This is a genomic window from Aquimarina algicola (genome assembly GCF_006443095.1).
GTDB classification, from domain to species: Bacteria; Bacteroidota; Bacteroidia; order Flavobacteriales; family Flavobacteriaceae; genus Aquimarina; species Aquimarina algicola.
In genome coordinates this window covers 205570-230472 of the sequence record NZ_VFWZ01000003.1, presented here as the reverse complement: position 1 = coordinate 230472, position 24903 = coordinate 205570, and the positions used below count along the sequence as shown (strand labels likewise).

Here is a 24903-nt window from a genome sequence, read left to right as displayed (position 1 = left end):
TTTAAAACCCCATGATTAGCACTTCATTTCCTGTGCAAGGAAAAATATTTTTGGGGAATAAATACATTTTCACTGTTTTCAGTGGTTTTTTATAACTCTTCTTTGCGCAATTTTGTCTCATACTAATCTTAAAAATTTATAATTATGATCTGGGGAATTTCATTAATCCTGTTAAGTATTATTGCAGTACCATCGTTATTGTTATCTAAAAAACCAAATGCAAAAGAACTTTTAGACAAAGTTGCACCATATCAAGGTTGGATTGGGCTTGTATTTTTGTTTTGGGGACTCTGGGGAATTATCTCTGCAGTTTTAGCAATAGGAATGCTTTCTACAGCACCAATATGGTGGGCAGTCTGGGTATTAGGATGCGTTGTAGAAGCTGGTTTAGGATTCATGTTAGGTTATGGACTGATGAGTCAGTTATTTTTATCCAAAAATGCTGAAGCAAAAGCAAAAGCAGAACAAATTAGAGCTAAACTAGCACCAAAACAAGGTAAACTTGGTATTCTTGGGATAATCATAGGAATTGCTATGATTGTAATCAACTTAATGCCAAGCTTATTTCTGTAAGTATCAAAGTAAAATTCGTATGTCTATTGAATAAAAATCTATGCTTTTCAAACAAACTTAGAGAGAGTTTGTTGATATGACTTGTTGATTTTATAAGTTTGATGTAAAAGGTGGTCTAAGTATTTAGATCACCTTTTTTGCTTATTTAAAAGAACTTAAAAAAAATGAAGCATTAATTTTATTTATGTTTTATATAATTAATATAAATAAAAATTAATAAGAAACTCTTCTCACATTTGCAATGTAATTCTAAAACAAAAACTTTTTATGGATACAATCACGATTGCAAAAGGAGATGGAATTGGGCCAGAAATTATGGATGCTACTTTAGAAATTATTATGGCAGCCGGAGCTCAATTAAAAATTGAAGAAATAGAGATTGGAGAGAAAGTGTATCTGGATGGTAATACGTCTGGGATTTCAGAAACATCATGGGATACAATTCGAAAAAATAAAATATTTTTAAAAGCACCAATTACAACTCCACAAGGAAAAGGATACAAAAGCCTAAATGTTACAACAAGAAAATTTCTGGGTTTATATGCCAATGTAAGACCATGCAGTAGCCTTCATCCATTTATCAAAACAAAACATCCTGATATGGATATTGTGATCATAAGAGAAAATGAAGAAGATTTGTATGCGGGGATAGAACATCAACAAACTGATGAGGTGATGCAGTGTTTAAAATTAATAAGTAGACCGGGCTGCGAAAAAATTATTAGATATGCTTTTGAGTACGCAAAAAAATACAATCGTAAGAAAGTAACTTGCTTTACTAAAGATAATATAATGAAGCAAACAGATGGATTGTTTCATCAAGTTTTTAAAGAGATTTCAGAAGAGTATCCAGATATAGTGAACGAACATTGGATTGTAGATATAGGAGCAGCAAAAATGGCAGATACTCCAGAAGCATTTGATGTAATCGTAATGCCAAATCTTTATGGAGATATCATGTCTGATGTTGCCGCTCAAATTACGGGGTCCGTAGGTTTAGCAGGATCGGCAAATATAGGAGAAGAATGTGCAATGTTTGAAGCGATACATGGTTCTGCCCCAAGACGAGCAGGACAAAATTTAGCAAATCCATCAGGTTTATTACAAGGAGCAATTATGATGCTTACTCATCTCGGACAAACAAAAGTAGCCGAAAAAGTTAAAAATGCATGGTTAACTACAATAGAAGAAGGAGTGCATACCTACGATATCTATAAAGATAGTGTAAGCAAAGAAAAAGTTGGTACCAAAGAATTTGCAAAAGCCGTTATTGATAACCTTGGTAAAACTCCCAAAAACCTAAAAGCTGTGATTTATGAAGATAGTAGCCCAATTCGATTACCAAGGTATGAACGTAAACCTTTGGCAAAAAAGGAACTAATGGGCGTTGATATGTTTGTGCATTGGCCAGGTTTTGATGCGGATGAAATAGCTTCTAAATTACAAGAGTTGAATACTGGTGAGCTAGAATTAACAATGATTACGAATAGAGGTATAAAAGTTTGGCCTAACGGATTTGATGAAACTTTTTGTACAGATCATTGGCGTTGTAGATATAGTGCAACTCAAGGTAGTAACACAGAAAAAGAACATATCATTGATTTACTAAAAAACGCATTCGAAAATGATATAGATTTTATCAAAACAGAGCATTTGTATGCTTTTGATGGAAAACCATCATTTTCTTTAGGACAAGGACAATAATATATTGATTTAATTTTTTAGCAAAATAAAATGATTACCTCAAAAACAATTTTTTATACAATACTTGGTACTTCTTTTATAGTATTTGTTATTATACTTTCTTTTTTCAATAATAACTTTTTGATGGACAAGATTTTAGCTTCAGCATTTGTATTGGTATGCTTGATGTTATTAAAATGTTCTGAAGAATATAAACTGAAAGAAGCACGAGTAAAGAGAAATAGAATTTAATACAAACTCTTTTATATGCATGAATAGTCGCTGATGGATAACATCGGCGATTATTTTTTTTAAAAGTTTTGAGTATTAGTGATTTATCTTTTTTGAAAGGCATTAATGTTTTATATCGTATTAAAAAGTATTTCATCTAGATAACGCTATTTTATCACAATCACTTTTCAAGATCCATGTTTTAAACTTATATCTTCTACAAAGTTTTTAAAATATCTTATTGTATTGATATGGATAAGGATTTAGATATAACAGATATAAAATTGATCATTCGTAATTTGATTACTTTTATCATAATTGAAGGTAAAGAATATGTAAACGATTCAAAGAAAAAAGAATACGTTTTAGGTTATATGAAGTTGCTAATCAATACAATGAATCTCGTAGAAGAAGACCACAAAGAATCCCTTTTGAAAGATATAGCAGAAGATATCACTACCTACGTAAATCAAAAGTAATATACAGGCTTTAAACACTCTGTTTGAAAAAACTTTCTTTTTTGATCAAAAGATCTTTTTATATATTACCGTCTCAAATAACCAAATCAAGATAACGTGAACGAGCAAGAATACATTGAAAGATTAAAAAAAGAAAACAAACTTCTTCAAGATAAATTAGATAAAATAAATAGAGGAAATGAGAGAAAACGAAGGTTTAGATGGTGGTTGCTAAAAAGATCTAGTGTTCCCATTTTAGGTTCTCGACTCAAAAAAAGCATTAATAATGCGATTACAGAATACAAAGAATATAAAACGGTATCTGTCGATACAGTATCGGATGTATCATCAAGTATAATTTGGAGAATAACCCGAATTGGATTATTTGCTTTTTTAGTTGGGGTAGTGCCTGCCGCAGTGTTGATTTTTCAAACAAAACTGCTAATGAATCAAAATAAGTTTATCGAAAATCAAAATAATTTAGTCGAAGCAGACCGTAGATCTTCTCTTGTATTTGTAATGGATAATGTATTAGGAGATCTCAATGAAGAATTAAAGTATAAAGGTACAAACTCCAAAAATAATATTAGTAATACGCTTCAAGCTAGAATTGTAAGTTTATCGAGAGCAATGAAGCCTTACCAGTATATAGAAGATGGTCAGTTAATTGAAGAAAAAATAAGTTCAGAAAGAGGGCAATTATTATATAGTTTGATCAAAAGTGACTTGGGACAACAATCTTTGAGTGATATTTTTTATGCAGGAGATTTTGAGTATAGCTACCTTAAAGAAGTTTCATTAGGGAGAGGAGTGTATTTAAAGTATGCGAAGTTAAATTATGCAAACCTTTCTAATGCTAATATGCCAGCTGCCAATCTAGGAAACAGTGAACTTAAAGGTGCTAATATGCATAAAATTAATCTTTCTGATGCAGACCTCAAACGAGCCAGGTTGATCGAATCTAACCTTAAAAATGCAGAACTAGCAGGAGCAGACCTTACAAATTCAAATCTATCCGGATCAGATTTATCGGGTGCAGACCTTTCTGAAGCAATATTATGGGGAGCAAAATTAATAGATGCAAACTTATCTGACGCGATATTAGATAATGCAATTGTAGACAGGCAAGATTGGTTGTCTTTTATTGCCGATGAATTAGACTTAGAAGGAGCCGGTGATTTAGAAAATAAATATCGTATCAAAAAACAAGGTAAAAAGCAATTTGTTCTGGTTCCCAGAAAGTAAAATTATAATTATTTTTTTTGAAATACCGCGTTGTGTACTTTGTTGACTAACCAGTTTCCCGCAGGAAAATAAAGTGCAAAAAACATAGCCATACCCAAACTGAAGTTTTGTGGGTTAAATAATTTGTCTAAAATATTATCGGGATATGCATAAGAAGTTTGTAGCCAATAGCCGAGAAATTCTAATATTCCCATGGCAACGAGACCGTATGCATATTGATTAAAAAAAGAGTATTTTTTAAGTAGTATAGAGATAGGAACCATATAAAGGATATAACAGGTGATTACCTGCCACCAATAAGAAAATCTTGCGATTTCAACTTCTGCACCAAACCAATTCATTCCCAATCCCCAAAGAAAATAAATAGTAGCGTAGGTAGCCAACATTGTCTTTGGTGTTTGCTGTATTGTTTTTATGCTTGTAAGGAATATATTTTTCATTATTGTATGTTAATTTCTGCTGTAAATCTAAAAAAAGGTTTTGTACTAATCGTATAAGATGTGTATCCGCTTTTATGAATAATGGTTTCTAATTCTTGTTGTGAAAAAGCTCTGCGTATAGCAATTAGACCATCTTCTTTTGCCATGTTTGTAATGGGTAATAGATATCTAACGGTTTTAAATAATAAATAAGCCATTTTACTTCTGTACAATTCACTTAAAATAACATGCTTTACATTCTGATGAGGTAAGCCTTCTAGAAAAGATATAAGTTCTTTATCTTTAAAATGATAAATAAAATGACTACTCACGAGAATGTCACATTCTGGTAAAGTAAAGTTTTCTTCCAAAATATCTTGAACCAAAAACTTTATGTTGTTCGTCTTTAGCGTTTTTTGAGTAGCAATAGAGATGCTTTCAGGATTGGCGTCTATCCCTGTAAAAGAAGCATCTATACCATGTTTATTTAGTTTTTTAGAAATATACATCAGGCAGTCACCACCACCACAACCTAAGTCTACGATACGAAATGTTTTTTGATAAGAATGTTGTTTACAATACTTTAAAATTGCTTTGCTAAGTTGTCTGCGGTTCCCAAAGAGTATGTTTATTAGTCGTAAACTAGATAAAGTTTTGTGTAAAGAAGAGCCTGATAATGAAAAATTATCAAGTTGTTCTTTAGTATCTAATCGAACCCTTAGATTCACAATATTATATTAATTGTTTGTATTCAGATTTTTAGTCTTTACAATAATAATAACTTTACAAAAAAACATATGAATATAAATGAAATTATTAGAGGAAGGAGATCAATTTTTCCACCTCAATATAACGAAAAACCAGTCTCAAAAGAGTTTATAAAGATGCTGCTAGAAAATGCGAATTGGGCACCTACACATAGACTTACCCAACCTTGGCGTTTCAAAATTATTCAAAACGAGGCAAAAGATCGACTAGGTACTTTTTTGTCAGATACCTATACAGATATAACAACAGACCAGGATTTTTCTCCATTTAAGCATAAAAAGATAATTTCTAATTGTAAAGCAGCTAGTGCTATCATTGCGATATGCATGCAGCGAGATGCTAAAGCACGTATCCCCGAATGGGAAGAGATAGCTTCTACAGCAATGGCGGTACAAAACATGTGGCTTACTTGTACGGCACACAAAGTAGGATGCTATTGGAGCAGCCCAAAGCTAATTAACTATATGGACGATTTTTTTGATTTTGAAGAAGGAGAGCGTTGTCTGGGATTTCTATACTTAGGGCATTATGATCAAGATGAAGAAATACAATCAAAAAGAGATGCGATTGATAATAAGGTAGAGTGGTTATAATAAAAAAACCATCTCAATTTTGAGATGGTTTTTATAAATCTTAATCTGTTTAAGATTTATTTCTTATTGAGCTGTCATTTTTGCAGCAAGTTCTTGCATTTTCTTAGAACTAGCAGTCATGTAGTCAGTCCACAATTTAGCATCCTCTCCAGTTAATTTTCCAGAGATATCCTGAGCTTTTGTAGCTAAGTCTTGACCTTTTTGGCTTAAACCAGCAAAAGCAGTCATATCTTTGCTTTCTACGATCTTAGTGTACTCAGCTATGTACTCTTCGTATGCATTTACGTACTCTTGTACAGCTGGATCACTAAAAGTAGGTACATCACCTGTAGCTTCTACATTTTCAGCAACTTCCTCAGTAGTTTCTTCTACTTTTTCAGCAGTTTCTTCAGCTACTTCTTCTACATTTTCTTCTCCTTCTTTTGCTTTGTCTGTAGCTTCTTTACAAGAGATAACTGTTAAAAACATTAGAGCTAATACTCCTAAAAATACTTTTTTCATAATGAATAGATATAGTTAATTTTGGTTATTTAACGTCAAACATAGTGTTTTATTTCCTTTATTGGAAATTTATGCTGGGGAAAAAATACACACCATGAGTGGCAAAATAACCCATTTGTATTGTTCAATTCAAAAAGAATCAATTCAAAAAATTTGTTACCCCTTGATATTAAAGGTCTTTTCTCTTCTCAGTAAGGTATTTCCAATATCGTTTTGGTAAATGTTGATGATGTAATTTTTTATTCTTTCGTGAAGTTATATTAACATTTTTATAATATGTATACCACAATTCTTGAAAGCTATTTTCTTTATCAGCGTATGCTTCTTTAGAAATCGAATGGTTTAACTTCGAAAAATAATCCATAGTAATGGTTTCTACGGTTTTTAAGTCATAAAAAATACCGTAGTTTCTTTTTACATCATAGATTACCCATTTTTGATCTGCATATCGATCTTTGAAGTGGGGTATTATTAAAGGTAATACATTAAAGTCTGGAGTTACAGTTGCGATATAGATATTATCCTTGGTAAGAACAAATCTTACAAAAGCCTCCATTCTGTGTTTTTCTCGACCTACCATCTTTGCTACTTGAGATATTTTTAGAATATCTTTATTCCCATAATCTGTTAGATACTTGGTGTTATCATTAAACACTGTCTGGATATATTTAAACAACGTATTTTCTACTCCTTTGATTTCGCTTAGAAAAGTTTTAAAAATATCAAGTTGCTGTTTTCTAGTAGTTTTTAATATGAATCCCTGCCAAACCCGTTTTGATTTTTGCTTTTCAGTAGTAACATATTCTATGTTCTCAAACAATTGCTGACTTTTTTCTGATTCTCTTCTGATAAAGGGATTTTTGATTTTTTCATCATAAATCATGTATATACAACATAAAAATCCGTCAAAACTTCCATCATATAATAAAGTAGTTTGTTGTTCCATAGTATTATGTTAGGTAAAGAGACTTAATTGTTGACTAAAATGTTTTTTGTACTTGCTATGCGTTGATTTTATAATGATATTTTTAAGTGTGATAGGGGAGAGTTCTTTTTTATAAAAATCTTTAGAATTACAAACAATAAAATATTGAGCTCTATTTAATGCTATTCCTATTGCTTTGAGATGTGACCAATCTAATTTTCTAAATCTACGAGCTTGCAGTATTTTAGAAACAGATTGCATTCCTATACCCGGTATTCTGGCAAGCATTCTTTTATCAGCAGTATTGATATCAATAGGAAATTCATGTAGGTTACGTAATGCCCAACCAAGTTTTGGGTCTATATCCAAATCTAGATTTTTGTGATCTTTATTAAATATTTCGTTTACAGAAAATCCATAGAATCGCAGTAACCAATCTGTTTGATATAAGCGATTTTCTCTCAAAATCGGGACTTCTGTTTCTATAGCGGGTAATCGATTATCCTCTAATACGGGGATATAACCTGAATAATATACCCTACGCATATTGAATTTCTTATAATAATAAGTAGCAGAATACATAATTTCCTGATCGCTTTCTCCGGTAGCTCCAATAATCATTTGCGTACTTTGACCTGCCGGAGCATATCTTGGTGTACTTTTAATTATTTTTTTTTCTGCTTTGTATTGAATGATTTCATTTTTAACCTTTTCCATTGGTTTTATAAAATCTTCATGTTTTTTGTCAGGAGCTAATAGCTGTAACCCTGATACCGTAGGGATTTCTATATTTACACTCAAGCGATCGGCATACAAACCTGCTTCTCTCATAAGCTCATCGCTTGCTCCCGGAATAGATTTTAAGTGTATATATCCATTAAAGTTTTCTTCTAATCTTAGTTTTTTAGCAACAGCTACCAGACGTTCCATTGTAAAATCTGCATTTTTGAATATACCAGAACTTAAAAACAATCCTTCGATATAATTGCGTCGATAAAAGTTAATAGTGAGATCTACAACTTCTTGAATCTTGAAAGCAGCTCTTTTGATATCATTACTTTTACGCGTTACACAATAAGCGCAATCATAAATGCAATGATTGGTTAAAAGTATTTTGAGTAAAGAAACACAACGTCCATCTTCTGTATAACTATGACAAATACCCATACCGGTATTGTTACCTAATCCTTTGCTCGAATTTTTTCTTTTACCACCACTACTTGCACAAGAGACATCATACTTTGCGGCATCTGCCAAAATCGAAAGTTTTTCTCTAATTCTTTCAAATGACATAATTCGGGGTAGTGGTTTTTATTTGATTTTTTAATATTCTAATAATTTCTTCTATATCGGTAAGTATTTGATAATCTGTAAACCTAAACACTGTAATCCCTAGAGAAGCTATAAAAAGTTTTTTGGTTGCATCTATATTATGATGATCTAAAAACTCATGTGCATATGTATCAACTTGTATAGCAATTTTTAATTTTGGAGCATAAAAATCAAAATTGTAATTCATGATACTTTCATTTCTTGTGAAATAAAACTCTTTTTTAATTAATTCTTGATATAATGTATCTTTAGCAAATTGAGCATTATCCAACGAATATCTAATGACTTTTTCTGATACTCTTTGGTGGATAGGGATAGTTGGTGAAGTCATGAGTAGTATGTATTTGTAATTTTTCCAAATTTATGGAATTTTTCCACAAATATTAAAAAGAATTTATGTTAAAATTGGAAATATTCCAAAATCTTGTATATTTGTTGATAATTATTCCAAATCTAAAAGGCGCGTTTACTGATTTAATAATTAAAATCCTGATTTTATGGATAATTTAACCGACCAGACCATAAAAAGGTTTAAGCAGATCAGAGAGGAAAACCATTATACCCAATCTGACTTCGCAAAAATTTTACAAATAAAGAATTCTACTGCAGACATCGAACGCGGTAAGACAAAAATTTCTGGAAAAGTAGTTGCAAGATTACTAGATGAATTTAATATCAATCCCTTGTGGTTGTTTGGAGAAAGTGATCAAAAGAAAATTCAATTACATCAAGGCGATGTTTCTCCAAAGGTAGTTACAATTGATTCGCAAAATAATGAAAATATTGTGCTGGTCAATGTAAAGGCTGCTGCCGGATATCCTCAAAATGTACAAGATCTGGATTGGTATCAACAACTTCCGGCTTTTGATATTCCTTTGCCTGAGTATAGAAATGCCACATATAGAGGTTTTCAGGTCGAAGGAGATAGTATGCTACCGTTATTTGAGCCCAAAGAGTGGGTGATAGGGAAAGCTATTGGTAATCTGTCTGATATTAATACCAATGCAATTTGTATTGTAGTGCTTGAAGATAGTGTAATGGTAAAAAAAATAAGGAAAAATGATGATGGATCATCTTTGACCTTGATATCATTAAACTCTGAATACTTACCTTACACGATTCCTATTCATAAAATTGTTGAATTATGGGAAGTAAATAGTAAATTAAGCTTTAACATCGATGCAAATTCTGGAGCTACAGGGATGAAACAGTTGCAAGAAGCAATGGTAGCTTTGACCTCTGAAGTGAGAAGTCTTAAAAATTAAATAATAATTTTTGACTCCTTAGCATGTTTTATAGCCTCGTTAGCATTTTTGAAAAGTAATATAGGAGACGCATTAAATGAAGAAATCATTTTTTTGATGCGCTTTTCTTTTCTGCGATGCCTTACATTTCTTAAGTAAATTGCAAGAATTCTTTCAGGATAGTATTCAGCTATTTTGGTATATATATCGGCGTCTTTCTCACCACTATCTCCAATTAATATGAACTTTAGGTGTGGATATGTGTTAAGCAAGTTAATAATTTCGGATTGTTTATGAGGCGTCTTAGGTTTTGGTGTCTTGTCAAAAGGAGTTCTAAAATCTCGAAGAAGTATAGGCCCCTTCGGGAAATAATGTTTTTTGAAAAAAGCACTTAAATAATCATATAAATTCCATGGGCTATTGCTTACATAGAAGAAAGGGTTTACCGGTGTACCTTTTGTGCCGAGATGTAGTTTTTTATAAAATTTGACTGTCCCCTCTATAGCGGTTCGCTTATCAAAATTCTTAAAGATTGTATTAGCAATTACTCTCCATTTGAATAATGATGCTACTCCTGTATGAATGATTGTGTCGTCAATATCGCTTATGATTCCATATTCTGCTTTATTAGAAGGAATAAGCATCTGACTTTTAAAAACATTTTCATTTTTTATGGTTCTAGACAATGTATTGTTTTGGTAAGAAACAAAAAAGGTTAACCAACCTTTATTATCTATGTAAGGATCAAGAGTAGAGGTATCTATATTTTTACTTATGTTGTAATACCCTTCAGGGTCTGTGGTCGTTTCAATAGTATCTTCATTAGGCAATTTGATATCAATAGCTACATTACGAATCTCATCGCTTTCAAATTGTTTATATATATTATGTAATGTCTTAAAAAGATTTTGGTTTGTGCTAAAATCAACATTCTCGTCTTCGAGAGCGCGACCCGTTGCTCTGAAAAGAGTATTCGTGCCGTAACTTAGATAAGTATTGATACGTAACGCTTTCTTTCTAAACATAAAATCAATTTGTTGATAAAAATAGGCAACCTCGCTTTTTAGTCGAGGTTGCCTATAAAAACTTTAACGTATTTTTATTTTTTATTTTTATCTGACTGGATGACTAATAGGTTTTTGTCACCTTTTGTTTTATTTTTTTCTTCTAAAGAATTTGCAATCACTATTTTATTTGTTTGATCACTAGCATCTACTTGATGGTATGTTTTTTCTTTTGCCACTGTAGCAGTTTCAGTAGTATGATTACCAAGAATTGGTGCAATTACAAGTCCAATAAGACATGTTAACTTAATTAAAATATTCATTGATGGTCCAGATGTGTCTTTAAAAGGATCACCAACAGTGTCACCAGTTACTGCCGCTTTATGAGCATCAGAACCTTTGTATGTCATTTCTCCATTAATTTCTACACCAGCTTCAAATGATTTTTTAGCATTATCCCAAGCACCACCTGCGTTGTTTTGAAAAATGGCCCATAATACTCCGCTAACAGTAACTCCAGCCATATATCCTCCTAGCATTTCTGCAATGGCTTGGTGATTCATTCCAAAAATCATTGGAATAAAAGCAATTGCTAATGGGAAACCTATAGTTAATAATCCAGGTAACATCATTTCTTTTAGAGAAGCTTGAGTTGAAATAGCAACACATTTATCATATTCAGGTTTTCCTGTTCCTTCCATTATGCCGGCAATTTCTTTAAATTGGCGACGTACTTCATATACCATTTCCATAGCTGCCTTTCCTACTGCGTTCATTGCTAATGCAGAAAATACAACAGGTACCATACCTCCAACAAATAACATGGCTAATACTGGTGCTTTGAATATATTAATTCCATCAATTTCAGTAAATGTAACATATGCAGCGAATAGGGCAAGGGATGTTAAAGCAGCAGATGCAATTGCGAATCCTTTTCCAGTAGCAGCAGTAGTATTTCCTACTGAATCCAGGATGTCAGTACGTTCTCTTACGATTGGTTCCTGCTCACTCATTTCTGCAATTCCTCCAGCATTATCAGCAATAGGCCCAAAAGCATCTATTGCTAATTGCATAGCAGTTGTTGCCATCATTGCAGAGGCTGCCATTGCAACACCATAGAATCCGGCAAAAGCATATGATGCCCAGATAGCTCCTGCAAATAATAATACAGAAGAGAATGTAGAAATCATTCCGGTTGCTAAACCTGCAATAATATTGGTTCCTGCACCTGTACTTGATTTTTGTACAATCTCTAAAATTGGTTTTTTGCCTAAACCGGTATAATATTCTGTTACCGCAGAAATTACCCCTCCAACAAATAACCCTACAAGTGTAGCATAAAATACGCGCATAGCAGAAATGTCAACAAGTCCTTCTCCAAAAAATTCCATTTTCATAGTTTCTGGAAGCATATAAGTACATAATCCAAAACAAGAAACTGCAACTAAAGCAATTGAAGTCCAGTTACCAATATTAAGGGCACCCATAACCTGTGCTTCTTTTGCATCATTACTTTTTATTTTTACGAGCATTGTTCCTATTATCGAGATAAAAATCCCTGCTCCCGCAATTGCTACGGGTAGTAGTACAGGTCCAATTCCACCAAATCCTTCATTACTAATATTTCCTCCCATATCTTTGATGATATAGTTACCTAGTACCATTGCTGCTAGAACCGTAGCCACATAAGAACCAAATAGGTCTGCGCCCATTCCTGCTACATCTCCCACATTATCTCCTACATTATCGGCAATAGTAGCGGGGTTTCTAGGATCATCTTCAGGAATACCGGCTTCTACTTTTCCAACCAAATCAGCGCCTACATCAGCAGCTTTGGTATAAATACCTCCACCTACACGTGCAAATAACGCAATAGATTCAGCTCCTAAAGAGAATCCTGCTAAAGTTTCTAGAACAATGGTCATATCCATTGTATTGGTCCATTCTCCACCCATAAAAAAATGAAAGAAAATGATGAAAAATGCTGTAAGCCCTAAAACAGCGAGACCAGCTACGCCGAGTCCCATAACAGTACCTCCGCCAAAAGAAATCTTTAAGGCATTAGGAAGACTTGTACGAGCGGCTTGTGTTGTTCTAACATTCGTTTTTGTGGCAATTTTCATCCCTATATTACCAGCAAAGGCAGAGAAAACAGCTCCAAATATAAAGGCGATAACAATTAACCAATGCGTAGTAGGTACTACAAAAGATACAACGGCAAGTAATATACTAACTATCACAACAAATATTGCGAGTAATTTATATTCAGCATTTAAGAAAGCTAAGGCTCCTTCGTAAATATGGTCTGAAATCTCTTTCATTTTACCATCACCCGCATCTTGTTTCATGACCCAAGATTTCTTAATAAGCATATAAATTAGCCCCAGTAATGCCAAAGCAATTGGCATATAAATCATATTTGATTCCATTTAGTGTGTTTTAAGTTAATAGTCACCTAATTTAGTGAAAATACCATTAATAGAAAAGAATACTTAATTGATAGAAGAAATGATAACTAAAAGCTTAAAATAGTATTAAAATCACTGTTTTTGGGGTTTACGCTTATAGGAAAGATATTTTAATTTTATCAAAATAAAAAGCATAAATAACATGATTTTCTCTTTTGAAAAAACTTCATTTTTAATGATTATTTATACTGTTTTTTTGTTTGATACTATATCGGCACAGTATTCATTTCAAAATTATCCTCCTCCTGATTATAAAACTTATGATGATTGGAAAGTTTTTGATAGAATAAGTAAGAAAGGGAAGTATGATTGTACATTGACAATAAGTGATTTTTTTAATAACAATGATGATCTTACCATCCAATTGACTTGGCTCGAAGAAAATGTAGATATAGGTGAAATTCGTTTATTTAAAAACAGTAATCAAATTCAACAAATAAAAGAGCCCGGTTCTTTTTCTTCAATAACAATGAGTGGAACGTTAGCGATAGTTTCAGATATAAATGGGGATGGGTTTAAAGATGTGAAATTAATACATCAAGGTACAGGAAATGGTATCATGGGTATGTTAGTCAAAGTGATATATTTTTTTCAAAAAGAGGATGAATCTTTTACGAAAATATCATTCAACGACATGATGTTTGAGCAAAATCGCCTTGAAAGAGATGTTGATAATGACGGGAGTCATGAAATAATAACGATGAATTTAAAACATGTGAACGATCATAATTATTGGGTCTTCAATGTTTTTGAGTACTGTAATGGAGGTTTAAAAAATGCAAATGAAAAGGAAAACTACCCGATTTTGATTCAGTACAAGCATAAAAGAAACTATATGATCACAGATCATATGGATAGATCTCAAATGAAGGCATACGAATTAACATTACCAGACAAATATCATGCGGAGTAGAATAATGATATACTATTTATTTGAAACTCAAAAATACATACATCTACACTATTATGAATCAGGATTGAATGGATCTTATTTTCGTTTTATTTGAAGTCTAAACCACCTGTTTCTTGGCTATATTGAATTACAATCTATCACTATCAGTTCTACAAAAAGTAGTGGTGTCACGAAGGGTGTTTAATTCTATTTTTACACTCTTATTTCTGACAAAGAGTGGTATAGAATAATCTACTTTTCTATGACTTCTTTTTATACGTCAGGAATTTTAATTTGTAAATTTTTAAGAAAACAAGAAAATGAGGAATTTTAATTTTAAAGCATTGTACAGGGCAATATTTATTTTAGGTATTGGACTGTTTTTAGCAAATTGTGATGGAGAAGACGGAGCTAATGGATTAGATGGTGTCGATGGAATAAATGGCGAAAATGGAGAAAATGGAGAAAATGGTCTTGCTGGTGAAGACGGTGAAGGGTTTGATGAGTTAACTCAATATGGTTCGATCACATTAAATTTATCAGGAACAAGAGCAGATAATGTGCCGTTTACTCATGAGGCAGAACTAAAGTTTAGTCCTAATGATATAGACGATAATAAGTTTTCGACAAGATCCGAAATTCTATTAGAATATCGTTTTGATATACAAAGGTTTCTAAATATACCGAATTCTTATAATGATAATTCAGTTGATTTAGAATTTACTGTTATTAACCCTGAATCAGAAACTCCGAGATTTGAGCTTAATCTTGGACTTAGAGATTACACTATTGTTTCAGATGAAGATTTAAAGTTTTTTGAGTTATATGAGAATTTTTTCAGTATAAGCTCTGTTGGAAATCCTGGTATAGATAATTTCAATGTAACTGATTATACTTTTGATGAAGCTACGAATGAACTTTCCTTTTCATTTTCAATGGATGTAAATGGTGATTATAATCAAACAGGTAATGATTTATCCATATCGGGTACAGTTGATGTAATTGTATTTGAAAGAGTAATTTCAGTAGAACGATAATAAATTTTAAAGAAAACGAGAAAAATGAGGGATTTTAATTTTAAAATATTATACAAAGCAATATTTATTTTAAGTATTGGTTTACTGTTTACAAATTGTGAAGGAGAAGATGGGGTCAATGGACTAGATGGTGTTAATGGTATTGATGGGGTAAATGGCGAGAATGGCGAGAATGGTCTTGCTGGCGAAAACGGTGAGGGGTTTGATGAGTTAACTCAATACGGTTCGATCACATTAAATCTATCAGGAACAAGAGCAGATAATATACCTTTTACCCATGAAGCAGAACTAAAGTTTAGTCCTAATGATATAGATGATAATCAGTTTTCGATAAGAGACGTAGATGGATTAGAATATCATTTTGATGTAAAAAGGTTTCTGAACATACCGAATTCTTATGACGATAATTCAATTGATTAGAGGTTTAATGTTGTTAATCCAGAATCTGAAACTCCAGAATTTAGAAGGTTTGATCTTAGTTTTAAAGACTATGCAATTGTTTCAGATGAAGATTTAAAGTGTTTTTTGAACTGAATGACTATATCTGGGCTACGAATTCAAGAGTAGTTAATTTTAATGTAACTGATTATACTTTTGATGAAGCTACGAATGCACTTTCCTTTTCATTTTCAATGGATGTAAATGGTGATTATAATCAAACAGGTAATGATTTATCCATATCCGGTACAGTTGATGTGATTGTCTTCGAAAGAGTAACAACTTCTAGTGAATAATTTGTCAAAGTCCTAATAATTAAAAAGGGGTGTTTCTTGAAACACCCCTTTTTAATGTATTAAAGTCTCAAAAAACTTATGCGATACTGAATAACCCTTTTGGCTTATCCTGTAATTCTTCAAAACGTTTTACACAAGCTCTGATAATTTCTTTAGCTTCGTCTATATTTCCCCAGCCACCTACATCAACTTTCTTTTCTTCCAGATCTTTATATACTTGAAAGAAGTGTTCTATTTCTTTAATAAGGTGAGGATTCATCTCTTTTAAATCTGCAAGCTTACTTGCTATCGGGTCTGCTACTGGTACGCAAATAATTTTTTCATCTGGTCCTTTTTCGTCAGTCATATGAAAAACACCAATAGGTTTTACTTCGATAACACATCCTGGAAATGTAGGTTCGGTTACCAATACCAATACATCTAATGGATCACCATCTAATGCCATTGTTTCAGGAATAAAACCATAATCTGCCGGATACATCATAGAAGAAAATATCATACGGTCGTATCGTATTTTTTTTATATCAAAATCGTATTCATATTTATTTCGACTTCCCTTAGGGATTTCGATAAGTACATCAAAGCTCTCACTATTTGCTGCGCTCATAATCTTTGTTTTCTTTTTAATGGGCGGCAAAGATAGGTATTACAAGAGTTTAGTTAAAATTTAAATCAAGAAATTATGATATTTTTTCTTGATATTTAATATTTAGATAAACTAGAATACGATTTCTTTACTGCTGTGTTTTATTTTTATTAAGATCACTTTATGTTGACTATTTTTAAAAATAGAATCCAAATGATCCTGTTACTCCAAATTTTCTTGCGTCTGGGTTGTCAAAGTAATTTCCTCTAAAATGGAAATCAATTCTAAATATTTTAAATATATTACCAACTCCAAAACTGTATTCCCAATATGCTTCATCATCTGGAGCTAGTAATAGCTCATTAGAAGGAGCACTTAATAAAATATTCTCATCTGATAATTCCCCCCAAGCGGCTCTAAAACCAACCAGTTCTCTTAGGTTTAATTTTCTAAGTAATGGGATTCGAGAAAAGATTCTTCCATTAAAATTGTGCTCTAAATGAAGTGTTACATATGTATCTGTAACAAATTCATAAAAATCAAGTAAGGGAAATGTATTATATATAGATAAATATGTTTGATTACCAGGGATTACACTTAACAACCCAAGCGGAACCTCACCAAATGTTTTCCCTACTTCTAGTGTGCTGTTTAGTCTACCAAAACCTCCAATATTCCACGGTTGTTGATATAGAAATTGTACTTTTTCATATTCAAAATCACTTTCGATAAAATCTTCGAGACCAACACTATAATTTAAAAATAAAGTCGCAAAATCACCATCATTTACAACTACTCTGTCTACACCATATCCTGTTGTTTTTCTCCCAGGAAAATAAGCTATAGAAGTTGCTATTTCTGTCTGTTTGATTTGTGATTTTAATTCGTTGGTTTCTGGATCAATGAAGTCTAAACTGAATAATGATCTGTCTGCAGGTTTCAAAGTTCTATAAGATCCGGTAACCCCAATCGTTAGATTTTTTCTAGGCTCTATTTGCATAGAAAGTGCGGAGAGATTAATAGAAGTAAGTCTATCATTATCTCCTGTAGCAATTATAGATGAAGAGGCCAGACTTCTTCCTTCTACATCATTTGTATTGGTTAGACTGGCTCCTAGTTGTTCTACATCTCTTCGGTTTCCACCAGAGACAATAAGACGAGATTTTCTGTCTACTAGATATTTACCTGAGACACCATATTTAAATTTATTATCTCTAAAACCATATGCGCCATATCCTTCTATTCTCCATCTATCATTACGAGTAAAATAGGTGCGCCCTCCTGCACGTACACGCCAACCTTCAATTTCATTAAATCCTACAGTAGAAAATACAGGACCAAAATCAAAACCATTAAACTCTACATAACCAGTAGCGAGTATTGTTCCTATATTATATAATCTTTTAAAGGCTTTAACCGTTTTTAGTGTATCTAATAGCTTATAAACTTTCTGTTCGTCTTTGTTGAGTTCTTCCATTCTGGCATTTTCCCAAAAAGAATCAGCTCTATTGTAGATATCATCGTTATATGGGTCTACCTGGCTTTGATAAAACTTTTTATCTTTCTTTATATCAAATTTATAATTGTTATATAAAGTAGTTCTTTTTCCGTAAACACCTCTTGATTTCTCTTTTTTATTAAGGGCAAAGTCGGACTGGAAATAATCTTTGGTTATTAAGAAAATAGAATCATTGAGTACATCAAACTCTTGTTCTATATATAAATCTTTGACCCAGTTTATGTTTGCACTTTTTGTCACCTCTAAGTTAATTTCTTTGATGGCCCAAGTGGTATCGTTAACCCAGAAGTCTCCTTTGAAAGTTAGCTCGTTTTTTCTTCTAGGATAATAAATGATATTGTAACACCATTTATTACCTATATATGCACTATCGGTCAAAACATAATTATAAACGCCAATCCCTGTTCTTGATAATGGACTGGTAAAACTTTTATCGAAGAACTTAAGATAGTTGTCGTATATGTCGTAATCAGAGTATAAATCTTTTACAAAAGCAATTAAAGTTTGATTGTCACTAAAACCAGCATTTTTATTACCTTTTAAAATTTCTTTGTATTCATTAATGACATTGTCTCCATATACTTTTGAAATTGCTTCATTCAAGAATATAGGTAGATAAGTCTTACCGGTAATTCTTGAAGTATCAACATCATCAAAAATAAACTCCATACCGTTAAAAATCCTACTATTAATAAGAGCACTGTCTATGGTGTTTAAATCAAACTCTAATTTTTCGTATTTATCATACGCATATTGTTTGAATTTTTTGACTCCATTTTCTCTTCTATTGTCCCAAATTTTTCTAAGAATATCTATGGCAGGATTGTTTTTTTTCGATGTTTTTCCCTTATAGATAACTACTTCTTCGAGAGTTGAAGCTTCTTCTTGTAGAATAACTTCTAAATTATAAGTAACCTTTTTATTTAATTTTATGGTTTTAGTTTCAAAACCAACAAAAGAAACTTTTATACTAGAGTGACTATCTTCAGATTCCATATAAAATCTACCATCCTCATCGGTTATTGTACCAACGGTAGAATTAACAAAAACGATATTAGCAAAAGGTACGGGTTGTTTGTTACTATCAAAAACTTGTCCTCCTACTTTGGTCTGTGAATAAAGGAATGAACCAGAGAAAATGACAAAAAAAACTCCTAAAATCAGATATCTCATCTAAATTTTTTAAGATTAATATTTAAAATGTTTACTAAAGTCCCTCAATGCTAAGATAATTTTTTGTGTTTGATGTTTATAACTTAAACGTAAAAGTGTAAAATGCATTTTATGTATACATTACTTTTTTTACGGCCGTAATAACATCTTTACTATTGGGTAGCCATTCTTCTAGAAGAACAGGTGAGTATGGAGTGGGGGTGTCAGCAGTATTAATTTTTATAATAGGTGCATCTAGATAATCAAAAATAGTAGATTGCACTTGGTATGTTATTTCTGAAGAAATATTTGCTAGAGGCCAGGCTTCTTCTAGAATAACGAGGCGATTGGTTTTTTTGACCGAAGTAAAAATCGCATCAAAGTCTATAGGTCTAACGGTTCTAAGGTCAATAATTTCGCAAGAGATATTATCCTTAGCTAATTCATCAGCGGCTTTATAAGCTTCTTTAATGATTTTACCAAATGACACTATCGTTACATCTTTACCTTCTCTTTTTATGTCAGCAACACCTAGAGGAATTGTATATTCACCTTCTGGAACTTCTCCTTTATCCCCATACATTTGTTCGCTTTCCATAAAAATAACCGGATCATCGTCGCGAATAGCAGATTTTAGTAATCCTTTTGCATCTTTTGGATTTGAAGGTACAACTACTTTAAGGCCTGGTGTATTTGCAAACCAGTTTTCAAATGCTTGAGAATGTGTTGCTCCTAATTGACCTGCAGAAGCAGTCGGTCCTCTAAAAACTATAGGAATATTGAACTGACCACCACTCATTTGACGCATCTTAGCAGCATTGTTTATAATCTGATCTATTCCTACTAATGAAAAATTGAAAGTCATAAACTCTATAATGGGTCGATTACCATTCATAGCGCTTCCGACACCGATACCAGCAAAACCTAATTCAGATATAGGCGTATCTATTACGCGTTCAGGACCAAACTCATCGAGCATTCCCTTACTAGCTTTGTATGCCCCATTGTATTCTGCTACTTCTTCACCCATTAGATAAATAGACTCGTCTCTACGCATTTCTTCGCTCATTGCTTCGCAAATTGCTTCTCTGAATTGTATCGTTTTCATTAATTTATTATTGTTTTGACCTATAGAAAAGGCAAAAGTAGCAATTAAAACCCTTTGATGAAGTTCGAATATTGAAAAATTTACTATGCATGCATAGTAAATTAGACTTTTTATTCGTACATTCGCATTTATTATTAAATTCTCAAAAAATACCTATATAAAATGAAGATATTAGTATGTATAAGCCATGTGCCCGACACAACTTCCAAAATTAATTTTACGGATGGTGATACTAAATTTGATACCAATGGAGTACAGTTTGTGATCAATCCTAATGATGAATTTGGTCTAACACGTGCCATGTGGTTTAAAGAAAAACAAGGTGCATCTGTAGATGTAGTAAATGTTGGTGGTGCTGAGACAGAGCCTACATTAAGAAAAGCTCTTGCTATCGGTGCAGATAATGCAATCAGAATAAATGCAGAAGCAGTAGACGGTTTTTTTGTAGCTAAACAATTGGCAAAAGTAGTGCAAGATGGTGGATATGATCTTGTAATCGCCGGTAGAGAATCTATAGATTATAATGGAGGTATGGTACCAGGAATGGTAGCAGCTCTTACAGGATCAAACTTTGTTAACACTTGTATCGGGCTTGAAGTAGAAGGAGATGTTGCTACTGCTACTCGTGAAATAGACGGAGGTAAAGAGACTTCTACAGCAAAACTACCTCTTGTAATAGGAGGGCAAAAAGGATTAGTTGAAGAAAGTGACTTGCGTATTCCTAATATGAGAGGGATTATGATGGCTCGAAAAAAACCATTAAATGTTATTGAACCTGTTGAGGCAGGAAACGAAACAAAAGCTGTTCAGTTTCAAAAGCCGGCTCCAAAAGGTGATGTAAAATTAGTATCACCAGATAATGTTCAAGAGCTTATAGATTTATTACATAACGAAGCAAAAGCTATTTAAAAGAAAAATATATGTCAGTTTTAGTTTATACAGAAAGTGAAGGCGGTAAATTTAAAAAAGCAGCCTTAGAAGTAGCATCTTATGCAAAGGAAATTGCTAATATGTTAGGAACGACTGTAACCGCAGTAAGTATACATGGTGGAGATAGCAACGAATTAGGTGCTTATGGTGTAGATAAAGTTTTAGAAGTTAAAAATGATAAACTTTCTACATTTAATGCAAAAGCTTATGCGGATACATTAAAACAAGCAGCAGAAAAAGAAGATGCAAAAGTTGTGGTTGTTAGTTCTTCTGCCGATAGTAAGTTTTTAGCACCATTACTTGCAGTAAATTTGAATGCAGGGTATGCTTCTAATGTTGTAGCATTACCAGAAGGAGCATCTCCATTCAAGGTAAAGCGTACTGCATTTACTAACAAAGCTTTTAATATTACAGAGATAACAACAGATGTCAAGGTAATTGGTCTTTCAAATAATGCTTTTGGATTAAAAGAAAATTCAGCAGCAGCAGTAGCAGAAGCTTTTGAACCTTCTCTTGCCGAAGAAGATTTTAATGTAAATGTTGTTTCTGTAGATAAAGCTACAGACAAAGTTTCTATCGCAGATGCAGAAATAGTTGTTTCTGGAGGAAGAGGGTTAAAAGGTCCTGAGAATTGGGGTATGATAGAAGATCTTGCGGATGTTCTGGGAGCGGCTACAGCATGCTCTAAGCCAGTAAGTGATATGGGGTGGAGACCACATGGAGAACATGTTGGTCAAACAGGAAAACCAGTTGCTTCTAATTTATATATCGCAGTAGGAGTTTCTGGAGCGATACAACATCTTGCGGGTATAAATGCAAGTAAGGTGAAAGTAGTGATTAATAATGATCCCGAAGCACCTTTCTTTAAAGCTGCAGATTATGGTATAGTTGGTGATGCTTTTGAAGTAGTGCCAAAACTTATTGAAAAATTAAAGGAATTTAAGTCGAATAACGCATAATTTTCATAAATTGTGCTCAATATTGAGGGCTGTTTGAACTTACATAAAAGTCCGTATGTTCAAACGGTCCTTTTTTATTTTGGAGCAATATGAGTTTAGTTCGACTGAATATAAAAGGAATATCATACAGTCAAACCCAAAATGGTGCATATGCATTGATTTTGAGTGAGTTAGATGGAGAAAGAAAACTACCAATCGTTATAGGAGCCTTTGAGGCTCAATCTATTGCAATAGCTTTAGAAAAAGAGATAAAGCCACCAAGGCCCCTTACTCATGACCTTTTTAAAAACTTTGCAGATAGATTTGAAATTGTTGTCAAACAAGTTATTATCCATAAGCTGGTAGATGGAGTCTTTTATTCTAGTGTGATATGTGAGAGAGATAAAATTGAAGAGATTATAGATGCTAGAACCAGTGATGCAATAGCACTGGCACTACGCTTTCAAGCACCTATATTTACGTATAAAAATATTCTTGATCAAGCAGGTATTTACCTAAAAGTGAATCCCAAAAAAGATGATGAGAGTAACCCTGATAGCTTATTGGTTGACGAACTTGTATCTGATGACTTAGAAGTAGCAGATAAAGAAACTAATTATAAAGATTTATCACTCGAAGAACTTAATAAAATGTTAGGTCAGGCAGTTTCTAATGAAGATTATGAGTTAGCCGCAAGAATTCGTGATGAAATTTCTAAACGAGGATAACTTTGCCTTTCGCTTATATACAGCTTTTTGAGGGGGATAAATTATATTTTTAAATGAGTTCAATTTTTATGAGGAAAAGATTACTAACTTTTCTGTTCTTATTTTCTGTTTTTGCAACATCATTTGCGCAATCCATCGAGAAAAAATGGGTTTTAGAAAACATCAAAGAAACTTCAGGAGAAGTACTCAAAGCAAAAAAAGGCGATTACCTTCAGTTTGTTAAAGGTCAGTTTTCTTATTCTTTTGCTACACAAGAAGAATCTTCAAAAGGAGATTATTTAATGCAAAACAATGTTCTTCTCCTTTTTTTAGAACATGCCGAAGATTCAATAATAAAATATAAAGTCAATAAAGTTACAGATTCTACTTTAGTCCTCTCTAAAAAAGGAGTGGTATATTCTTTGAGTGCTCAAAAAGAAGTTAAAGAAGAAACCACTGTTGCCGAAACTGCACAGTTAATACCTAATCAGGGATTTTCTTTGAATGGTTTATTGCGAGGTCTTTTGGGAATGCTGGTATTACTAGCGATTGCATACCTCTTTAGTAGTAATAGAAAAGCAATTAATTGGAAAACGGTCGGATTAGGTGTTGGATTTCAATTGATAATTGCAATAGGGGTTTTAAAGATATCGTTTGTGCAAACAGTATTTGAATGGATTGGAGGTTTATTTGTTAGTGTTTTAGACTTTACCAGAGCAGGAAGCAAATTTCTATTTGAAGGTTTAGTTGTAGATATGGATACTTTTGGTTTTATTTTTGCTTTTCAGGTATTACCAACTATTATTTTCTTTTCAGCATTAACCTCATTGTTATTTTATTTAGGAATTATTCAAAAAGTAGTAAAAGGTTTAGCTTGGTTGCTCACTAAAGCACTTAAGATATCCGGAGCAGAAAGTTTAAGTGTTGCCGGTAATATTTTTTTGGGTCAAACAGAAGCACCTCTATTGATTAAGGCGTATTTAGAAAAGATGAATAAGTCTGAGATACTATTGGTTATGGTAGGAGGTATGGCAACTGTTGCAGGAGCAGTGCTTGCTGCTTACATAGGGTTTTTAGGAGGTGATGACCCGGTTTTAAGATTGCAATTTGCAAAACATCTGCTAGCAGCATCTGTAATGGCTGCACCAGGAGCAATTGTTATTTCTAAGGTGCTGTTTCCACAAACAGAAGAAATTAATGTAGATGTACGTGTCTCTTCAGAAAAAATAGGATCAAATATTTTGGACGCTATAGCAAACGGAACAACTGAAGGTTTAAAACTAGCTGTAAATGTTGGTGCCATGTTATTAGTATTTGTTGCTTTTATTGCAATGTTGAATGGTATATTGGGATGGATCGGTGAAACTACTAATTTAAATACAATTATAGCTAACAACACACCATACGATGCATTTTCATTAGAAGCCGTTTTAGGAACTATATTTGCGCCATTGATGTGGCTTATTGGTGTAGCTAAAGAAGATATGATGCTTATGGGGCAATTATTAGGAATTAAGCTAGCAGCAAGTGAATTTGTAGGATATATTCAATTAGCAGATCTTAAAAACCCGGCAAACTCTTTGCATCTTACTTATAATAAATCTGTGATTATGGCTACTTATATGCTTTGTGGTTTCGCTAATTTTGCATCTATTGGGATACAAATTGGAGGTATTGGGTCTCTTGCTCCCGGGCAACGCAAGACGTTATCAGAGTTTGGGATGAAGGCTTTAATTGGTGGTACAATCGCTTCTCTGTTGTCTGCTACTATTGCAGGAATGATAATAGGATAATAATTACTGTAGTTTATTAAAGAAAATATAATTTTAAAGGCGTTTTGCTGTATATTTTATAAT

25 protein-coding genes are annotated in these 24903 nt (G+C 32.7%); 14 read left to right on the top strand and 11 right to left on the bottom strand.

Going from position 1 to position 24903, the window contains the following annotated elements:
• The first annotated feature begins 144 nt into the window (after nt 1–144).
• The 4 genes from FHK87_RS11880 (at nt 145) to FHK87_RS11865 (ending at nt 4190) form a co-directional block, all read left to right on the top strand.
• Entirely contained in the window at nt 145–573 is a 429-nt protein-coding gene (locus FHK87_RS11880; protein ID WP_140593112.1) for a hypothetical protein, read from the top strand.
• A gap of 267 nt (nt 574–840) precedes the next feature.
• Nucleotides 841–2277, top strand: a complete 1437-nt coding sequence (locus tag FHK87_RS11875) for an NADP-dependent isocitrate dehydrogenase (RefSeq protein WP_140593109.1) — start codon at nt 841–843, stop codon at nt 2275–2277.
• Nucleotides 2278–2738: 461 nt separating this feature from the next.
• Complete coding sequence (locus FHK87_RS11870) at nt 2739–2966, top strand: hypothetical protein (protein ID WP_140593106.1); 228 nt, start codon at nt 2739–2741, stop codon at nt 2964–2966.
• A gap of 96 nt (nt 2967–3062) precedes the next feature.
• Nucleotides 3063–4190, top strand: coding sequence for a pentapeptide repeat-containing protein (locus tag FHK87_RS11865; protein WP_140593104.1), 1128 nt, complete (start codon nt 3063–3065; stop codon nt 4188–4190).
• An 8-nt stretch (nt 4191–4198) separates the two neighbouring features.
• Here the strand turns inward: FHK87_RS11865 and FHK87_RS11860 are convergent, their stop codons facing one another.
• Both FHK87_RS11860 and FHK87_RS11855 read right to left on the bottom strand, forming a co-directional pair.
• On the bottom strand, nt 4199–4630 hold the full coding sequence (locus FHK87_RS11860; RefSeq protein ID WP_140593101.1) for a hypothetical protein: 432 nt from the start codon (nt 4628–4630) through the stop codon (nt 4199–4201).
• Nucleotides 4630–5337, bottom strand: a complete 708-nt coding sequence (locus FHK87_RS11855; RefSeq protein WP_226294214.1) for a methyltransferase domain-containing protein — start codon at nt 5335–5337, stop codon at nt 4630–4632. The genes FHK87_RS11860 and FHK87_RS11855 overlap by 1 nt, the downstream gene beginning before the upstream one ends.
• 69 nt (nt 5338–5406) lie before the next feature.
• On the opposite strand from FHK87_RS11855, the gene FHK87_RS11850 reads away from it, so the two are divergent.
• Entirely contained in the window at nt 5407–5970 is a 564-nt protein-coding gene (locus tag FHK87_RS11850) for a nitroreductase family protein (RefSeq protein ID WP_140593097.1), read from the top strand.
• A gap of 63 nt (nt 5971–6033) precedes the next feature.
• Here FHK87_RS11850 and FHK87_RS26225 read toward each other — a convergent pair whose 3' ends face one another.
• The 4 genes from FHK87_RS26225 to FHK87_RS11835 form a co-directional block, all read right to left on the bottom strand.
• On the bottom strand, nt 6034–6471 hold the full coding sequence (locus FHK87_RS26225) for a hypothetical protein (RefSeq protein ID WP_226294213.1): 438 nt from the start codon (nt 6469–6471) through the stop codon (nt 6034–6036).
• Nucleotides 6472–6640: 169 nt separating this feature from the next.
• A complete protein-coding gene (locus tag FHK87_RS11845) occupies nt 6641–7417 on the bottom strand; it encodes a TIGR03915 family putative DNA repair protein (protein ID WP_140593095.1) in 777 nt (258 codons plus the stop codon).
• 9 nt (nt 7418–7426) lie between these two features.
• Entirely contained in the window at nt 7427–8689 is a 1263-nt protein-coding gene (locus FHK87_RS11840) for a putative DNA modification/repair radical SAM protein (RefSeq protein ID WP_140593094.1), read from the bottom strand.
• Nucleotides 8679–9059 (bottom strand): DUF559 domain-containing protein, encoded by a 381-nt coding sequence (locus tag FHK87_RS11835; RefSeq protein ID WP_140593092.1) that lies wholly within the window; start codon nt 9057–9059, stop codon nt 8679–8681. Before FHK87_RS11835 ends, FHK87_RS11840 begins: the two co-directional genes overlap by 11 nt.
• A 166-nt stretch (nt 9060–9225) precedes the next feature.
• On the opposite strand from FHK87_RS11835, the gene FHK87_RS11830 reads away from it, so the two are divergent.
• A complete protein-coding gene (locus FHK87_RS11830; RefSeq protein ID WP_140593090.1) occupies nt 9226–9993 on the top strand; it encodes an XRE family transcriptional regulator in 768 nt (255 codons plus the stop codon).
• Here the strand turns inward: FHK87_RS11830 and FHK87_RS11825 are convergent.
• Nucleotides 9990–10997, bottom strand: coding sequence for an App1 family protein (locus FHK87_RS11825; RefSeq protein ID WP_140593087.1), 1008 nt, complete (start codon nt 10995–10997; stop codon nt 9990–9992). The two genes, FHK87_RS11830 and FHK87_RS11825, sit on opposite strands and share 4 nt — an antisense overlap.
• Nucleotides 10998–11071: 74 nt before the next feature.
• Entirely contained in the window at nt 11072–13405 is a 2334-nt protein-coding gene (locus FHK87_RS11820; RefSeq protein WP_140593085.1) for a sodium-translocating pyrophosphatase, read from the bottom strand.
• Nucleotides 13406–13619: 214 nt separating this feature from the next.
• On the opposite strand from FHK87_RS11820, the gene FHK87_RS11815 reads away from it, so the two are divergent.
• From FHK87_RS11815 to FHK87_RS11800, 4 genes are all read left to right on the top strand, one after another.
• Nucleotides 13620–14357, top strand: coding sequence for a hypothetical protein (locus FHK87_RS11815; RefSeq protein ID WP_140593083.1), 738 nt, complete (start codon nt 13620–13622; stop codon nt 14355–14357).
• 299 nt (nt 14358–14656) lie between these two features.
• On the top strand, nt 14657–15373 hold the full coding sequence (locus FHK87_RS11810) for a hypothetical protein (protein ID WP_140593080.1): 717 nt from the start codon (nt 14657–14659) through the stop codon (nt 15371–15373).
• A 24-nt stretch (nt 15374–15397) separates the two neighbouring features.
• The gene (locus FHK87_RS11805; RefSeq protein ID WP_140593078.1) at nt 15398–15793 is read left to right on the top strand and encodes a hypothetical protein; all 396 of its coding nucleotides are present in this window, start codon (nt 15398–15400) and stop codon (nt 15791–15793) included.
• Nucleotides 15794–15891: 98 nt separating this feature from the next.
• Nucleotides 15892–16107 (top strand): hypothetical protein, encoded by a 216-nt coding sequence (locus tag FHK87_RS11800; RefSeq protein WP_140593076.1) that lies wholly within the window; start codon nt 15892–15894, stop codon nt 16105–16107.
• 76 nt (nt 16108–16183) lie between these two features.
• On the opposite strand, the gene FHK87_RS11795 is transcribed toward FHK87_RS11800, so the two are convergent.
• From FHK87_RS11795 to FHK87_RS11785, 3 genes are all read right to left on the bottom strand, one after another.
• Nucleotides 16184–16714 (bottom strand): inorganic diphosphatase, encoded by a 531-nt coding sequence (locus tag FHK87_RS11795; protein ID WP_140593073.1) that lies wholly within the window; start codon nt 16712–16714, stop codon nt 16184–16186.
• Between the two features lie 175 nt (nt 16715–16889).
• Nucleotides 16890–19385 carry a DUF5686 and carboxypeptidase-like regulatory domain-containing protein gene (locus FHK87_RS11790; RefSeq protein WP_140593071.1) on the bottom strand — a complete coding sequence of 832 codons (2496 nt, stop codon included), beginning with the start codon at nt 19383–19385 and terminating at the stop codon, nt 16890–16892.
• A gap of 109 nt (nt 19386–19494) precedes the next feature.
• On the bottom strand, nt 19495–20472 hold the full coding sequence (locus tag FHK87_RS11785) for a pyruvate dehydrogenase complex E1 component subunit beta (protein WP_140593068.1): 978 nt from the start codon (nt 20470–20472) through the stop codon (nt 19495–19497).
• 162 nt (nt 20473–20634) lie between these two features.
• On the opposite strand from FHK87_RS11785, the gene FHK87_RS11780 reads away from it, so the two are divergent.
• The 4 genes from FHK87_RS11780 to FHK87_RS11765 all read left to right on the top strand — a co-directional run bounded on the left by FHK87_RS11780 (nt 20635) and on the right by FHK87_RS11765 (nt 24840).
• Entirely contained in the window at nt 20635–21381 is a 747-nt protein-coding gene (locus FHK87_RS11780; RefSeq protein WP_140593065.1) for an electron transfer flavoprotein subunit beta/FixA family protein, read from the top strand.
• Between the two features lie 11 nt (nt 21382–21392).
• Complete coding sequence (locus tag FHK87_RS11775; protein WP_140593063.1) at nt 21393–22361, top strand: electron transfer flavoprotein subunit alpha/FixB family protein; 969 nt, start codon at nt 21393–21395, stop codon at nt 22359–22361.
• Nucleotides 22362–22450: 89 nt separating this feature from the next.
• Nucleotides 22451–23068: a bifunctional nuclease family protein gene (locus FHK87_RS11770; RefSeq protein WP_140593061.1), complete on the top strand. Its 618-nt coding sequence runs from the start codon at nt 22451–22453 to the stop codon at nt 23066–23068.
• A 68-nt stretch (nt 23069–23136) separates the two neighbouring features.
• Nucleotides 23137–24840 carry a NupC/NupG family nucleoside CNT transporter gene (locus FHK87_RS11765; RefSeq protein ID WP_140593058.1) on the top strand — a complete coding sequence of 568 codons (1704 nt, stop codon included), beginning with the start codon at nt 23137–23139 and terminating at the stop codon, nt 24838–24840.
• The last annotated feature ends 63 nt before the right edge of the window (nt 24841–24903 follow it).